Source organism: Humibacillus xanthopallidus (genome assembly GCF_006716675.1).
GTDB classification, from domain to species: domain Bacteria; phylum Actinomycetota; class Actinomycetes; order Actinomycetales; family Dermatophilaceae; genus Humibacillus; species Humibacillus xanthopallidus_B.
On record NZ_VFPM01000004.1, the window covers coordinates 152,653 to 166,987 of the forward strand.

General features: G+C 70.3%; 12 protein-coding genes. 7 read left to right on the top strand and 5 right to left on the bottom strand.

The genetic code is table 11. The features are described from left to right. Positions 1–4: 4 nt before the first annotated feature. The gene (locus FBY41_RS20305) at positions 5–604 is read left to right on the top strand and encodes a class I SAM-dependent methyltransferase (protein WP_141846594.1); all 600 of its coding nucleotides are present in this window, start codon (positions 5–7) and stop codon (positions 602–604) included. A 204-nt stretch (positions 605–808) separates the two neighbouring features. On the opposite strand, the gene FBY41_RS20310 is transcribed toward FBY41_RS20305, so the two are convergent. Beyond that, on the bottom strand, positions 809–2,203 hold the full coding sequence (locus FBY41_RS20310; protein ID WP_141846596.1) for a DUF2786 domain-containing protein: 1,395 nt from the start codon (positions 2,201–2,203) through the stop codon (positions 809–811). Between the two features lie 74 nt (positions 2,204–2,277). Here FBY41_RS20310 and FBY41_RS20315 point away from each other — a divergent pair, with 74 nt between their 5' ends. Together FBY41_RS20315 and FBY41_RS20320 are read left to right on the top strand one after the other, a co-directional pair. Continuing rightward, positions 2,278–3,057, top strand: a complete 780-nt coding sequence (locus FBY41_RS20315) for an alpha/beta hydrolase (RefSeq protein ID WP_185749177.1) — start codon at positions 2,278–2,280, stop codon at positions 3,055–3,057. 10 nt (positions 3,058–3,067) lie between these two features. After that, positions 3,068–4,345 (top strand): ATP-grasp domain-containing protein, encoded by a 1,278-nt coding sequence (locus tag FBY41_RS20320; RefSeq protein WP_141846600.1) that lies wholly within the window; start codon positions 3,068–3,070, stop codon positions 4,343–4,345. Between the two features lie 19 nt (positions 4,346–4,364). Here the strand turns inward: FBY41_RS20320 and FBY41_RS20325 are convergent, their stop codons facing one another. Then, on the bottom strand, positions 4,365–5,006 hold the full coding sequence (locus FBY41_RS20325) for a DUF1345 domain-containing protein (RefSeq protein WP_141846602.1): 642 nt from the start codon (positions 5,004–5,006) through the stop codon (positions 4,365–4,367). Positions 5,007–5,142: 136 nt separating this feature from the next. On the opposite strand from FBY41_RS20325, the gene FBY41_RS20330 reads away from it, so the two are divergent. Genes FBY41_RS20330 through FBY41_RS20340 form a run of 3 tightly spaced genes read left to right on the top strand, consistent with a single transcriptional unit; the run spans position 5,143 to position 7,641 of the window. Next, entirely contained in the window at positions 5,143–6,180 is a 1,038-nt protein-coding gene (locus FBY41_RS20330) for a diacylglycerol/lipid kinase family protein (protein WP_141846604.1), read from the top strand. Beyond that, on the top strand, positions 6,173–6,913 hold the full coding sequence (locus FBY41_RS20335; protein WP_260439944.1) for a phosphatase PAP2 family protein: 741 nt from the start codon (positions 6,173–6,175) through the stop codon (positions 6,911–6,913). The genes FBY41_RS20330 and FBY41_RS20335 overlap by 8 nt, the downstream gene beginning before the upstream one ends. Continuing rightward, complete coding sequence (locus tag FBY41_RS20340; RefSeq protein WP_141846606.1) at positions 6,910–7,641, top strand: phosphatase PAP2 family protein; 732 nt, start codon at positions 6,910–6,912, stop codon at positions 7,639–7,641. Before FBY41_RS20335 ends, FBY41_RS20340 begins: the two co-directional genes overlap by 4 nt. Positions 7,642–7,751: 110 nt before the next feature. On the opposite strand, the gene FBY41_RS20345 is transcribed toward FBY41_RS20340, so the two are convergent. After that, positions 7,752–8,537 carry a DUF1206 domain-containing protein gene (locus FBY41_RS20345; protein ID WP_141846608.1) on the bottom strand — a complete coding sequence of 262 codons (786 nt, stop codon included), beginning with the start codon at positions 8,535–8,537 and terminating at the stop codon, positions 7,752–7,754. 92 nt (positions 8,538–8,629) lie between these two features. Then, positions 8,630–9,484: an acyl-CoA thioester hydrolase/BAAT C-terminal domain-containing protein gene (locus FBY41_RS20350; protein WP_141846610.1), complete on the bottom strand. Its 855-nt coding sequence runs from the start codon at positions 9,482–9,484 to the stop codon at positions 8,630–8,632. 133 nt (positions 9,485–9,617) lie between these two features. Between FBY41_RS20350 and FBY41_RS20355 the strand changes: the two genes are divergently transcribed. Further along, complete coding sequence (locus FBY41_RS20355) at positions 9,618–11,639, top strand: vWA domain-containing protein (protein WP_141846612.1); 2,022 nt, start codon at positions 9,618–9,620, stop codon at positions 11,637–11,639. Between the two features lie 66 nt (positions 11,640–11,705). Here the strand turns inward: FBY41_RS20355 and FBY41_RS20360 are convergent, their stop codons facing one another. Next, positions 11,706–14,255 (bottom strand): DEAD/DEAH box helicase, encoded by a 2,550-nt coding sequence (locus FBY41_RS20360; protein WP_185749178.1) that lies wholly within the window; start codon positions 14,253–14,255, stop codon positions 11,706–11,708. Positions 14,256–14,335 lie beyond the last annotated feature (80 nt).

A 14,335-nucleotide genomic window follows, 5' to 3' on the forward strand; every position in this document is an offset into this window, starting at 1 on the left:
GGTCATGAGCACGGGCTACGCACTGGCATACCGTCTGGGGATCACCCCGTGGGAGCGTGCCGGAGAAGTCGCGAGGGCAGGATTCGAGGCGCTGCTCGAGCGCGAGGAGGCGGAGCGGTCTCGCCCACTGGGCCGGGCGCTCGACCTGGGCTGTGGCCGGGGTCAGCACACGCACGAGCTCGCGGCCCGGGGCTGGGAGGCGGTCGGCGTCGACAACATTCCTCGGGCCGTCGAGGCCGCGCGGAGTACGGGCAGCTCGGGCGCCACCTTTGTCGTCGGGGACGTCACCCAGCTCTCGGAGGCCGCACTCGGCACCTTCGACTTCTTCCTCGACGTCGGTTGCTTCCACGGCCTCGACGCCGACGCGCGCCGCGAGCAGGGCGCGGGCGTGACCGCCATCGCCCGCCCGAACGCCACGCTGCTCATGCTCGCCTTCCAGCCCACCCCGCTGCCGCTCGTGCCGGACGGGGTCTCGCAGGCGGACGTCGAGGCGGCCTTCCCGGGGTGGCAGCTGCTCTCCGTCGAGCCGGCCGACACCTCGGGCATGCCCGGGCCGCTGAAGAGGACGACGCCACACTGGTACCGCCTGCGCAAGTCCCTCTGAACCACTCCGATGAGTCGAGTGCCCACTTCCCGACGCGGACTCTGAGTCGAGTGCTCAGTTACCGACGCTTTGGCCGCGCGAGGGCCGGAGGAAAGTGGGCACTCGACAGGGAGAGGGCGGAGGACAGTGGGCACTCGACGGGAGGATGAGTCGAGTGCCCATTTCCCGACGTTGGTCGCCAGTCGAGTGCCCATTTCCCGGCCGTCAGTGCGTGATGGCGGGGCCAGCTCCGAGCTCGGCGCGGTCGGCGGCCGCGCGCCCCGAATGCCACCCCTCGGCGTCGCGGACCGCGCCCACGGAGTGGGTCTGCAGCTCGGGGAACCACGTGCTCACGGCGTCGTCGACCTCCTCGGCCCGCGCCTCGAGCAGCGGCACGAGCTCTCGTCCCGATGAGCGCGCGTTCTCCGAGGCGGCCGCCTCCTCCGCCGCCGTCACCTCGCGCAGGCGCTCCCCGATGCGGGACGCGTAGGCGGTGAGGAACGACTGCCGAAAGGCCCGGGTACGGCTCCCGCCGTGCCGGTCGGTGCGCGATCCAGCCGAGGTGAGCGTGCGCGTCGCCTGGACGAGCAGCGAGGTGAAGAGCACCTCGACACCGTCGAGGTCGGACTCGAAGCCGACGACCGTGCCGAAGCCGAGCTCTCGGCTCCAGACCATGCGGCACCGGTTGGCGGAGGCGACGGCGTTGAGGAGCATGGCCTTGGGCCCGTCGTAGGGGTTGTCGATGCCGATGCGGCGGCCCTCGGGCGCGGTGGGGTCGCGATGGCGTGCCGCTCCAGAGGCCGCGAGCAGCGCCGCGTCGATGCTGTGCCGCGCCATGAGGGACTGGGCGCCGGCCGTGAAGGTCTCGGCCTCGGCCTCGAAGGTCGTCGACTCGGCCTTGGCGAGGAGCATCCGGACCTTGCTGAGGATGCGCTCGTCGACGGCGGGCCGGTCATCGGTTCCGCCGCCGGCGGAGGATGGCGCGACGGCGGTGCCGGGCACCGGGGTGAGCAACTCGAGCACCGGCAGGCGCGTGATGAGGTGCAGCACGGTGAGCGTGCGCGACATGAGGGTGAACCAGTCGACACCCCGTTCCCGCTGGGCGTCGAGCAAGGTTGCCGAGCGGTCCCACCACGGGTCCGCTCCGAGCTCGCTGAGCTGTGCCCACCAGCGCCGGTCGACGGTGGCAGGCGCGTAGCGGCTCAGCTCGTGGGTCATGACGTCGACGACGAGCGCCTGCTCCGCGACACCGAGCCGACGGCCCGCGAGCCGGTGCACGTCGCTCGGCTGCCAGCCGTGCTGCCAGGCGGCGGTCGTCGCGGCCGTCAAGGAGTCGAGCAGGGTCATGACCACGTCGCGCCGGGTCGTCGGTGACGCGCACCGGCCCGCCAGCGTCACCGCCGCGTCGTCGACGAGGGCGTCCATGCCGACGTCGAGGGCGTGGAGGGCCTGGGTGATGAGCGTCGCCACCGCCGCGTGCTCGTCCGCGCCGTCCGTGCCGTGCGCGCTCGCGGCGCGCCAGCCCGGACTGGGGCGGTGCGCTGAAGCCGCCCTCGCCCGTCGTCGCGCCCGCTTGTCCTTGCCCATCGAGCCCCCGCCTTCCCGTCGCTGAGCGCTCATGCTGCCACCCGCTCCTGCCGCGCCGTCGGGTCCGACCGTGGGGCTGTGCACAACCGGGTCGTATGTTGGTCTCCGTGGGGCGCGCGAGGATCACCGTCAGCGGCACACCCGTGGGCGAGGTCGACCTCGCCGTCGTCACCCCGCACGGCAGCCGCCGCAGCCAGCAGCTGCCCCTCCTGCTCGCCCACGACGGGCCGGAGTACGCCCGGCGCGCGCACCTGCTCCGGGTCCTGCACGACGCGCACCTGAGTGGCCGGCTCCCGCCCATGCGCGTGGCGCTGCTCCGCCCGGGCCCGCGCAACGCACGGTATGCCGCCAACCCCCACTACGCCGAAGCGCTCACCGAGCACGTGGTGCCGAGGGTGCTCACGGCATACCGGACGGCGGGTCGGCCGACCATCATGGGAGCGAGCCTCGGCGCGCTCGCCGCGCTGCAGGCAGAGTGGCTGCGGCCCGGGACCTTCGCCGGCCTCTTCCTGCAGTCGGGGTCCTTCTTCCGCAAGCGGCTCGACGGCGAGGAGAGCTTCGAGCACTGGCACCGGGTCACCTCGTTCGTCACCCAGGTGGGGCGAGCCCGGCGGAGGCGCACGGATGCCCGCATCACGCTGACGTGCGGGTCGGCCGAGGGCAACCTGCGCAACAACGAGCTCATGGCCCGCACCCTCGAGCGGCAGGGCCACGACGTCGACCTCGCCGTCGTGCCCGGGCGCCACGACTGGCCCTCGTGGCACCGGTCCTTCGACCCCCATCTCATCGACCTGCTCGCGGTGACGACACGGTCGCCCGTCACAGCCGCGACAGATGACGCGCTTCCTGCAAGGATCGCACTCGTCGAACGCGCCACCGGACCCTAGGAGCCCAACGATGACCGAGAACGCTCAACAGCCGTCGGCCGCGACGAACCGCACGCACCTCGTGGGGCTCCTGCTCGGAGCCGAGGAGGACTGGCCGACGGCCTTCGAGGAGCTGCTGGCGCTCGTCGGGCCGATCACCACCGACGACGGAGTGACCCACGAGCTGACGAGCGAGCGCCTCACGATCGAGCCGTTCGACCTGCGCCAGCCGGTGCGCACCGGCCTCGTCATCGACCGCCTCGCCTACTGGTACTACCACCCGCGCGAGTGGCTCAAGAAGGCCGCGCTGATGAACGACACCTACCTGCTCAACAGCCCGTTCACCTTCCAGTCGATGGAGAAGCACAGCGCGTACGTCGCCCTGATGCGGCTCGGGCTCAAGGTCCCCGAGACGTGGCTCGTGCCCTACAAGCACCCCGTCGACAACGTGCGCTGGGCCTACACGTCAGCGAAGTACAACCAGCCGTTCGACCTCAAGAAGATCGCCAACGACCTCGGCTACCCGATGTACATGAAGCCCTTCGACGGCGGGGGCTGGCGCGGGGTCTCGCGCATCAACAACGAGGCCGACCTCATCAAGGCCTACGACGAGTCGGGCGAGATGCTCATGCACCTCCAGTCGACCGTCGACTACGAGCACTTCGCGCGAGCCCTCTCGATCGGCCCCGAGACCATGGTCATGGACTTCCGTCCCGACCAGCCGATGCACAACAGGTATGCCGTGTCGCACGACTTCCTGTCACCGTCGGCAGGCAAGCAGACCGCAGCGATCAGCCGCATCGTCAACGCGATGTTCGGGTGGGAGTTCAACTCCTGCGAGATGCTCGTCGCCGGCGACGACGTCTATCCCATCGACTACGCGAACGCCTGCCCCGATGTCGCCGTGACGTCGCTGCACTACTACTTCCCCTGGGCCATCAAGGCGCTCGTGCGGTGGTCGGCCTACTGCCTCGTGACCGGCCGCCTCGGGCCGATGGACCTCGAGATGCGACGCTACTTCGACGTGGCGGACCGCACCGACCTCGACGACGCGCAGAAGCTCGACGCCTACCTCGCCATCGCCGATGAGTACTTCGAGACCGACGCCTACTGGGCCTGGTGCGAGCGCTACCTGCCGCACCTCGACGCGGCCGTGCTCGAGTGGGTGCAGTCCGACGCCTTCCGGCGCATCCTGCGCTCGACCGTCCAGGCGACCTACCCGGCCCACGAGCAGGACCAGTTCATGGCGCACTTCTCCGGCCTCATCGGGCTCTGGGTGTCGGACGAGAAGTCGCGTCTCGGGGTCTGACGGCAGTGGGAGCGGCGGGTCAGCCGCCGCTCCCACTGCCGATCCCGGCCACGAGGTTGATCGTCGCCGCGATGACGATCGTGCCGTAGAGGTAGGCGAGCATCGCGTGCCCGAGCACCACCTTGCGCACCGCGGTCGTCTTGAGATCGGTGTCGGAGACCTGGTAGGCCATGCCGAGGTTGAAGGAGAAGTAGGCGAAGTCGGAGAAGGCCGGGTCCTCGTCCTGGTTGAAGTCGATCGGCGGCGTCGGGCTGGCGTAGTAGACGCGGGCGTAGCGCAGGACGTAGAGCGTATGGACACAGAGCCACCCGACGGCCACGGCTGCCACGCCGATCAGTGAGTCGATGACCTGTTCCGTGCCGCGCGACTGGCCTCCGATGAGGAGGATGGCGACCCCGGCGAGGCTGGCGAGCCCCACGATGATGACGACGACGTCATACCACTTGGCGTCGCCGTCCCGGCCGGCGACCTTCGCCCGGGTGTCCTCGGCGCTGTGGCCGAGCACGTGCACGAGGAGGGGCACGGCGAAGGCGAGCCCGCCGACGACGAAACCGACGAGGGCGCGGGCCAGCGTGGGGGTCGTCGGCTCCATGGGCAGGAAGAGGCCGGCGAGCACGCCCAGGACGCTTGCGGCCAGGAGCCTCCGGCGGATGGTGAGCACGGGCGAAGCGTACTCGCGCAGCGCTGGAGGAGGCTGGGAGCCGAGCCGTGGTGGGGCTCGTGGCGCCGTGGGTATGTCTTCCACTGGTCGCCCGACGGCCGCGTTCCCCTCACGCCTCGAGCCCTAGGATCCCTCCATGTCTGACACTTCGCCCGAGGCGCCCGAGGCGCCCGAGGCCCCCGCGGCCCCCGCAACGCGCCGCAGCCTCGCCGTCGTCTACAACCCCGTCAAGGTCGACGACGTGGACGCTGCGAAGCAGCTCGTCGCCGATGCGGCCGCGAGGCACGGATGGGACGAACCCCGGTGGATCGAGACCACCGCGGAGGAGACCGGCGAGAAGCAGGGGCGTGAGGCCGTCGAGGCCGGTGCCGATGTCGTCGCATCGCTCGGCGGCGACGGCACCGTCCGCGCCGTCGCGTCGGCCCTCGTCGGCACCGACAGCGCGCTCGGCCTGCTGCCGGGCGGCACGGGCAACCTGCTGGCCCGCAACCTCGGCCTGCCCATCGACTCGCTGGAGGACGCCGTCGAGGCGATGCTCTCCGGCTCCGACCGTCGCATCGACGTCGGTCTCATGCGCGTCGCCGACAAGCCGATCCGGCCGCGCGAGAGCCACGGCACCCACGACGGCGGGTCGCAGGTGGACGACGACGAGGAGGTGTTCCTCGTCATGGCCGGTCTCGGCCTCGATGGCCAGGTCATGGCCGGCACCAATGAGAAGGTCAAGGCCGTCGTGGGCTGGGTGGCCTACGTCTTCAGCTTCTTCCGTCACCTCTTCAGCCGCGGCTTCCGGGTGGAGGTGAGCTCCACCGGCGGCGAGGGAGTCGTCGAGCGGGCGGGCAACACCGTCAACCGCCACGCGCGCACCGTTGTCATCGGCAACTGCGGCACCCTCCAGGGTGGCATCGATCTGATGCCCGAGGCCAAGCTCGACGACGGCCTCCTCGACACCGTCGTGATCGCCCCTCGGGGCGCCCTGGGCTGGCTTTCCGTCATCTCCGACGTCGTGACCCGTCACCGCGCCGGGCACCAGCGGCTCGACCGCCTCCGCGGCGAGGGGTTCACCGTCACGGCTGGCCACCCGGTCATGGCGGAGATCGACGGTGACCCCATCGGCGAGCACGTGGCACTCGGCATTCGCATCCTGCCCGACTCCCTGGTGGTGCGGGTTGGCTGAGCTCGAGCGCGATGGGCGGTCACCGCAAGGTGGCCGTGGACGGCGTCTGCTCAAGGCGATCGGCTTCGGCCTCGTCTTCGCGGTGCCGATCACCGCTCTGGCCTTCGTCGTCCGAGAGAAGTTCCTGCCCGTCATCGAGCTCGACGAGCGGCTCATCGTCGCTGCGACCGACATCACCCGCGACAACCCGTGGTTGCGCACGGCCCTGATCTGGTGGCAGGCGGCGACCGCGCCTCGAGTGCTCTACGTGCTCGCGACGATCGTGTGCGTCGTCGTGTGGCGCAGGTACGGCCTGCGCAGCCGAGCCCTGTGGGCCTTCGTGACGATGATGGTGGCCTGGGCGCTCCAGCTCCTCCTCAAGGAGGTCGTCCACCGCGCCCGCCCTGTCGTCAGCGACCCGGTGTCGCACGCGCCGGGCTACAGCTTCCCGTCCGGCCACGTCGCCAACTCCGCAGCCATCGCGACGGTGCTCGTGCTGCTCCTCTGGCCGCTGCTGTCCTCGGCTGCCCGGGGCTGGCTCATCGGCGGACTCTCGCTCGTCGTGCTGATGACCTGCCTCGACCGTGTCTTCCTCGGCGTGCACTACCCCTCCGACACCGTGGCAGGAGTGCTCTTCGGAGTCGGCCTCGGCACGGCGTCCTACCTCGGTTATCTCGGGTGGAACCCCACCGGCCCCGACGACGCCCCTCCGCCGGAGGGTCGCACTGGGCCTGAGCAGAAAGGCGATTCGTGAACCACACCTTCATCCACCGCTATGAGATCGACAGGTCTCGGCCTCCGGTGGGGTCGGCCTTGCGCGACATGGCGCTGCGCGTGCTCGCGCCGGCGATCGTGCTCTTCGGCATCATCGTCGGTCTGGGCTTCCTCATCGTCGGCCCGCTGGGCGACCTCAAGTCCGAGAACTCGATCAGCAAGGCTCTGGCCGACGGACGCACCGCGACCTGGAACTCCATCACGGCGATCTGGTCGCACGTCGGCAACACCGAGATCATCATCGGGGTCTGCGTCATCGTCGTCGCCCTCGTCTGGTGGCGCACCAAGGAGTGGTGGTATGCCGTCGTGCCGGCGCTCGCCATCGCCGCTCAGGCCAGCGTCTTCGTCGCAGCCACGACCATCACCGGCCGTGACCGCCCGACGGTCCCGCACCTCGACCCGGCGCCGCCGACGTCGAGCTACCCGAGCGGCCACATGGGAGCTGCGACGGCGCTCTACCTCACCTTCGCGATGATGGCCCAGCGCATCGAGCTGCCCTGGCTCCGTCGCCTCGTCACGAGCATCTGCATCATCGTGCCGCTCCTCGTCGGCTACGGCCGCCTCTACCGCGGCATGCACCACCTCTCCGACATCCTCATCGGGGCCGTCAACGGCGTGGTCTGCATGCTTCTGGCGTGGAACTACCTGCGCCGCAAGACGTCCGGCACGACGGTCGACAGCCGGGCACGCGAGGCCGTGCGGCACTGACCGCTTGATCCCTGAGCGGGCCTCGCCCGCCAGACGCCGATCGCCGGGAACCCTAGGGTTCCCGGCGATGTGTGTGTGACGTGCGGCGTGGGCCGTCCAGCAGCGACCGATCAGACGTCGGCGTGGCGGGCGCGGCCGAAGCAGTAGACGCCGAAGGCGATGAGACCGAGCGCGACGAGAGCCAGGAGCACCGGGCCGCCGGGGGCGCCGAGGAGGTTGTGGAGGGCGCCGTCGAGGCCCTTGGCCTCGCTCGGCTTGTGGCGCACCGCGGCGAGCACGAAGAGGCCGCCCACGATGGCGAGCGCGATGCCCTTGGCGATGTAGCCCACCCGGCCGGCCTTGACGATCCACTCGCCCGGGTGCGACTCCAGGTCGCCGAGGAACTTCTTCTTCCAGCCCTTGACGACGTGGTAGACACCGACGCCGATGATGACGAGCCCGACGAGAGCGACGAGCCACTGGCCGGCCGGCTTCTCCATGAGCGACGCCGTGAAGTCGGTCGACTGCTTCTTGCTCGACGACCCGCCGCCGGTGGCGAACGAGAAAGCCGTCCAGGCCAGCGCGATGTAGACGACGGCCTTGGCGGACGCCTTGACCCGGTCACTCGTCTCGGAGCTGCCGGTGATCGCCTCGGTCACCTGCCAGATGCCGAGACCGAGCCACGCGACCACGGCGATCCAGAGCACGACGAGGCCGAAGGGGTTGTCCGCGAGCGACCCCAGTGCTCCGGACTGGTCGGCACTCGTGCCCTTGGACCCGAAGGCGAGTGCGAGGGCGATGACACCGATGATGATGTGCAGGACGCCGTTGACGGCGTAGCCGATGCGAGCCACCGTCTCGAGAGCCGGATGGTCGCCGGCCTGCCGTGAGGCTTGCTTGACGTCGGTCGAATCCATGTGAGTCGTTCCTGTCGGTAGAGGGTCCCCGGTGTGCACCCGTGAACATACCCACCGCCAGGCCCCCGCTTGCGCGCCGCGCGTCCGACGTTTCAGCCCACCGCGGCGCCGAGGACACGCCTGACCTCGGGCCACGCGAGCAGCCCCAGCGCTCGGTCGGCCGACTCGCTGCCCCCGCGGTCCATGGGCATCCCACCCGTGGCGACAGCCTCTCCCGGCAGGATCACGCGGTGGCCCGCGTCGGGGTGCGTCACGAGCGTCGTCGGCAGGCCGTATGCCGTCCGACGAGCCTCGACCGCTCGGGCGAAGTCGAGCGAGGGCCAGACCCGGTCGTCGCCCCCGGCGACGAGCAACACGTCGCCGAAGAAGCGCTCCGCCGGGATCGTCGCGGCCTCCACCCGGTCGGCGAAGGTGCGAAGGCTCGCGCGGTAGACGGGCTCGAAGGCCGGCGGGTCGCCCGTGACCGCGACGTCGTCGTCATAGGGCACGAAGGGAACGGCCCGACCGGCCCTCGACCACGACGAGTGCTGGGGGCGCAGCGCTCCGTCCGGCCCCGGCGAGACGCCGGCCCACACGACGTGACTCGGTGACAGCGCGATGACCGCGTCGACGCGGGGGTCGTCGGCGGCATACACCAGGAACGCCTCAGCGCTCTTGGACGCGCCGACGAGGACGACCCGATCACACTGGGAGGCAAGGCGACTCACCGCCCAGTCGAAGCTCTCGAGCGGCAGCTCCCAGATGCCGCGAGGCTGACCCGGGGCCCCGAACCAGCGGTAGGTGAGGGCGGTCGCGCCGACGCCGGCGATCACGCTCGCGCGCTCGGTCTCGACCCTGCCGCTCGACCCCGAGAGCACGAGGACGCCCGTGCTCGTGCCTTCCTCAGCGTGGGCGGGGCGCACCCAGACGCCGTCGACGTCCGGCAGAGCCTCGGTGCGCAGCTGCATCGGGCGATGCTAACGGGCCGCGGCGGTCGACGTATCACCGAGCGGGGCTGGGGCCACTTCCGGACATCGGGGGCACAACGGGCGACGACGGGCCACAGGGGGCTCGGAGCACCCGATCCAAAGGGGGATACACGTGCACACAGCAACACGTCGCCGGCTCGTTCCGGCGCGGATTCGATCGGTCGCGGCGGTCATCGCCGCGACCGCACTCACGCTCGGCGGAGTGGCGATGGCCCCGATGGCCTCGGCCGCTCCCACCCCGGACGCGACGGCCAGTCCGACCTCGGTGGCTCGCTACGGGACTTCCACCGTCACGCTCACCCTCGACGGGGAGAGCAGCACGCAGTCGACACCCACCGACCTCGTGCTCGTCCTCGACGAGTCGGGCAGCATCGACGCCACCGAGTTCAACCAGCTCAACACCTTCGCGAGCAGCGTCGTCACGGCGGTGGCCGCAGACGGACTCTTCGCCAACGGTGGTCGCGTCGGCGTCGTCGGATTCTCCAGCGGCGCTGAGACGGTCATCCCGCTGTCGAACAACCAGGCTGCGGTCGCGTCGGCCATCTCCAGCAATCCTCAGTCGGCGTTGAGCACCTGCATCTCGTGCGGTCTCAACCAGGCCAGCGCCGTGATGGGCGTCGATGACCCGGCGCGCAACCAGCTCGTCATCGTGATCACCGATGGCAACGCCGACGGGGGGGATCCCACCGCTGCCGCCGCGACGAGCCTGCAGGCCAAGGCCGAGGTCTTCGCCGTCGGTGTCGGGGATGGCATCAGCCAGTCCACGCTCGAGACCATCGCGAGTGGCGCCGGTGACGCCAACACGTTCGCGGTCGGCGGCTTCGGCTCGCTTGCGGCCCTGTTGTCGACCCTCGTCGCAGCCGTCGTCGTGCCGGGCGCCACCAACCCATCGGTCACCGTCACGCTCGACGCCGGCTGGGACCTCGTGCCCGGTTCGGTCAGCGCCGGCCTCGGCGCCACGGTCAGTGGCGTGACGACGAACGGCTTCACCGTTTCCCGCGACGACCTTGGTGACGAGAACCTCGTCATCACTTACGGCATCAAGCACGAGGGCGCTCCTTGCGGGCCACTGAACGTCAACTCCTCGGTGGTCTACACCGACGACGAGGACGCGACGGTGACGTTCCCGCCGGTCGTCGTGACCGTCAACTGCCTGCCGCCCGTCGCCGACGCCGGCCCCGACAAGACGGTCGCCGAGGGTTCGAACGTCTCGCTGGACGGCTCGGGGAGCCACGACCCTGACGGCACCATCACGGCATACGCCTGGAGCGGGGCTGACCCCGCCATCGGCACGCTGAGCGACACGAGCAGCACGGTCGCGACGTATGCCGGCCTCGACGACGGCGTCGACGCCGTGACCCTCGGGGTCACCGACGACAACGGCCTGACCGACACCGACAGCACCGACGTGACGGTCACCAACGTCGCGCCGAGCCTGACGCTGACGAGCTGCCCCGTGGCGCCCAACCAGGTCGGCACCGACGTCTCGTTCGCCGGCACCTTCACCGACCCGGGCGTCAACGACACCCACACGATGACGGTCGACTGGGGCGACGGCGTGGTGAGCCCGGCGACAGCGGCGACCTCACCGGTCGGGGCCACCCACCAGTACGCGTCGGCAGGCATCTTCGACATCGCCGTCACCGTCACCGATGACGACGGGGGCTCCGACACCGAGACGTGCGGCTTCGTCGTCGTCTTCGACCCCGACGGCGGCTTCGTCACCGGGGGAGGCTGGATCACCTCGCCCGCAGGGGCCTACCCGGCCGACCCGGGGGCCTCGGGCCGCGCGAACTTCGGCTTCGTGTCGAAGTACCAGAAGGGCGCGACCGTTCCCACCGGCAGCACCGAGTTCCAGTTCCAGGCGGGCAACCTGAACTTCCACTCGAGCGACTACCAGTGGCTCGTCGTCGCCGGCACGAAGGCGCAGTACAAGGGCACCGGCAGCGTCAATGGCGTGAGTGGCTACAGCTTCATGCTCACGGCGACGGACGGCAGCCCCGACAGGCTGCGCATGAAGATCTGGAAGACGTCTGACAGCACGATCGTCTACGACAACCAGATCGGCAGCGGCGACACGACCAACCCGACGACTGCGCTCTCCGGCGGTCAGATCGTCATCCACAAGGGCTGAGCCCGACGCAGTCCCAGCTGGTGAGGTGGGTCCGGCGGTCACCATGACCGTCGGACCCGCCCGCGCTCAGCCGCCGAGGCGCTCGAAGGCGGCGACGGTGAGGACCGCCGCGCCGACGTCGTCGCTGGCGGCGAGGTCGACGACGGCGGTGATGCCCCAGTCGAGGTCACCGTCGGGGTCGACGACGACCTGCCGCAGGCGCCACTCGTCGGCGGTCTTCTCGATCTGGAGGAGACCCGGCGAGCGGGCCTGCTGGTCCGTCGCGATGGAGTCGTGCTCGTCGTAGTAGGCGCCGAGAGCGTCGTTCCATGCCTCCGGTGTCATGACGACCTTCTGCGGGGGATCGGTCAGCTCTGCCACCCGGGCCTCGAGGTCGCCGAGCAGCTCCCACGCGTCGCGCGACGCGAGCTCGACCCGGTGGAACATCGCGTTGCGCACCATGACCGTGAAGGCGCGCACGTTGGCCGTGAGCGGTCGCGCCGGCGGTGCGAGGTCGTCCTGCTGCAGCGTGGCGGCACTCGGGTTGACGAGGTCCTCCCACTCGTCGAGCAGGCTCGAGTCGGTCTGGCGCACGAGCTCGCCGAGCCACTCGATGACGTCCTCGAGCTCCTCCGTGCGGTGCGACTCGGGCACCGTGTGCCGCAGCGCGCGGTAGGCGTCGGTGAGATAGCGAAGGAGCAGGCCCTCCGAGCGCGAGAGGCCGTAGGCCGAGACGAACTCGTTGAAGGTCATGCCCTGCTCGTACATCTCGCGCACGACCGACTTGGGCGAGAGGGCGTCCGGGGAGATCCACGGGTGGGTCCTCCGGTAGGCCGTGAGGGTCACCTCGAGCAGGTCGGCGAGCGGCTTGGGCCAGGTGACCTCCTCGAGCCGCTCCATGCGCTCCTCGTACTCGATGCCGTCGAGCTTCATCGCCGCGACCGCCTCGCCTCGCGCCTTGGACTCCTGGGCCCAGAGCACCTGCCGGGGATCCTCGAGGATCGCCTCGATGACGGAGACGAGATCTCTTGCGTACGTGTCGGACTCGGGGTCGAGGGTCTCCATGACGGCGAGGGCGAAGGGCGCGAGCGGCTGGTTGAGGGCGAAGTCGCGTTGCAGGTCGATCGTCAGAGCGTGGCGTCGCCCGGACGCCTCGGCGGTGGGGAGCCGCTCGACGACGCCGGAGGTGATGAGCTCCTTGGCGAGCACGAGCGCGTGACGTTGGAGCCGGCGCTGGTCCTTGGGCTCGTGGTGGTTGTCCGAGAGCAGCCGCTGCGCGTGGGCGACCGGGTTGCCTTCGCGGGCAAGGATGTTGACGAGCATCGAGTGCGACACCCGCATCCTCGGCTGCAGGGGCTCGGGCTCGGCGGCGATGAGGCGCTCGAAGGTCTCCTCGGACCAGCTGATGAAGCCGTCGGGAGCCTTCTTGCGCTGGACCTTGCGCTGCTTCTTCGGGTCGTCGCCGGCCTTCTCGACGGCGCGGAGGTTGTCGATGACGTGCTCGGGTGCCTGCGCGACGACCCAGCCGCGCGCGTCGAAGCCCGCGCGCCCGGCTCGACCGACGATCTGGTGGAACTCGCGGGCCTTGAGCATCCGCTGCTTCGTCCCGTCGAACTTCGTCAGCCCTGTCAGCAGGACCGTGCGGATCGGCACGTTGATGCCGACCCCGAGGGTGTCGGTGCCGCAGATGACCTTGAGGAGGCCGTCCTGGGCGAGCTGCTCGACGAGCCGGCGGTACTTCGGCAGCATGCCGGCGTGGTGCACGCCGATGCCGTGGCGCACGAGTCGCGAGAGGGTGCGGCCGAAGCCGGCCCCGAAGCGGAAGTTGCCGATGCGCGCGGCGATGGCGTCGCGCTCCTCGCGCGTCGTGATCTTCACCGCCATGAGGCTCTGCGCGCGCTCGAGGGCCGCCGCCTGGGTGAAGTGCACGACGTAGACGGGCGCGCGGTCCTTCGCCAGCAGCTCCTCGATGGTCTCGTGGAGGGGGGTGACGGCATACGAGAACTCGAGCGGCACCGGGCGCTCGGTGCCGGAGATGACGGCGGTGGCGCGGCCGGTGCGGCGCGTGAGGTCGTCACGGAACATCGTGACGTCGCCGAGGGTCGCCGACATGAGCACGAACTGGGCCTGTGGCAGCTCGAGGATGGGCACCTGCCACGCCCAGCCGCGGTCGGGCTCGGAGTAGAAGTGGAACTCGTCCATGACAACGAGCCCCACATCTGCCGAGCTGCCCTCTCGCAGCGCGAGGTTGGCGAGGATCTCGGCCGTGCAGCAGATGATCGGGGCGTCGGAGTTCACCGATGCGTCGCCCGTGATCATGCCGACGTTGTCCGCGCCGAACTGCTCACACAGGGCGAAGAACTTCTCCGAGACGAGCGCCTTGATCGGCGCGGTGTAGAAGCTGACCCGGTCGTCGGCGAGGGCGGTGAGGTGGGCGGCCGTGGCGACGAGCGACTTCCCCGAGCCCGTCGGCGTCGAGAGGATGAGGTTGCTGCCGCTGAGGATCTCGAGGAAGGCCTCCTCCTGGTGCGGGTAGAGCGTGAGCCCCCGCTCGGCGGTCCACTCGGTGAAGACCTCGTAGAGGCCGTCGGGATCGGGATCCCGCGGGATGCGCTCAGCGAGGTTCTTCGTCACCACGTGAGTATGCCGCCGGTCGGGCCCGCGCCCCTAAACGCGAGCGCGTGACGGAGGCGCCCCCCGTGCTGGCGCGCGATCGC

Coding starts and splice junctions, on each gene's coding strand:
- FBY41_RS20320 (WP_141846600.1), top strand. CDS start 3,068: ATGACCGAGAACGCTCAACAGCCGTCGGCCGCGACGAACCGCACGCAC.
- FBY41_RS20350 (WP_141846610.1), bottom strand. CDS start 9,484: ATGCAGCTGCGCACCGAGGCTCTGCCGGACGTCGACGGCGTCTGGGTG.
- FBY41_RS20330 (WP_141846604.1), top strand. CDS start 5,143: ATGTCTGACACTTCGCCCGAGGCGCCCGAGGCGCCCGAGGCCCCCGCG.
- FBY41_RS20305 (WP_141846594.1), top strand. CDS start 5: ATGAGCACGGGCTACGCACTGGCATACCGTCTGGGGATCACCCCGTGG.
- FBY41_RS20345 (WP_141846608.1), bottom strand. CDS start 8,537: ATGGATTCGACCGACGTCAAGCAAGCCTCACGGCAGGCCGGCGACCAT.
- FBY41_RS20310 (WP_141846596.1), bottom strand. CDS start 2,203: ATGAGCGCTCAGCGACGGGAAGGCGGGGGCTCGATGGGCAAGGACAAG.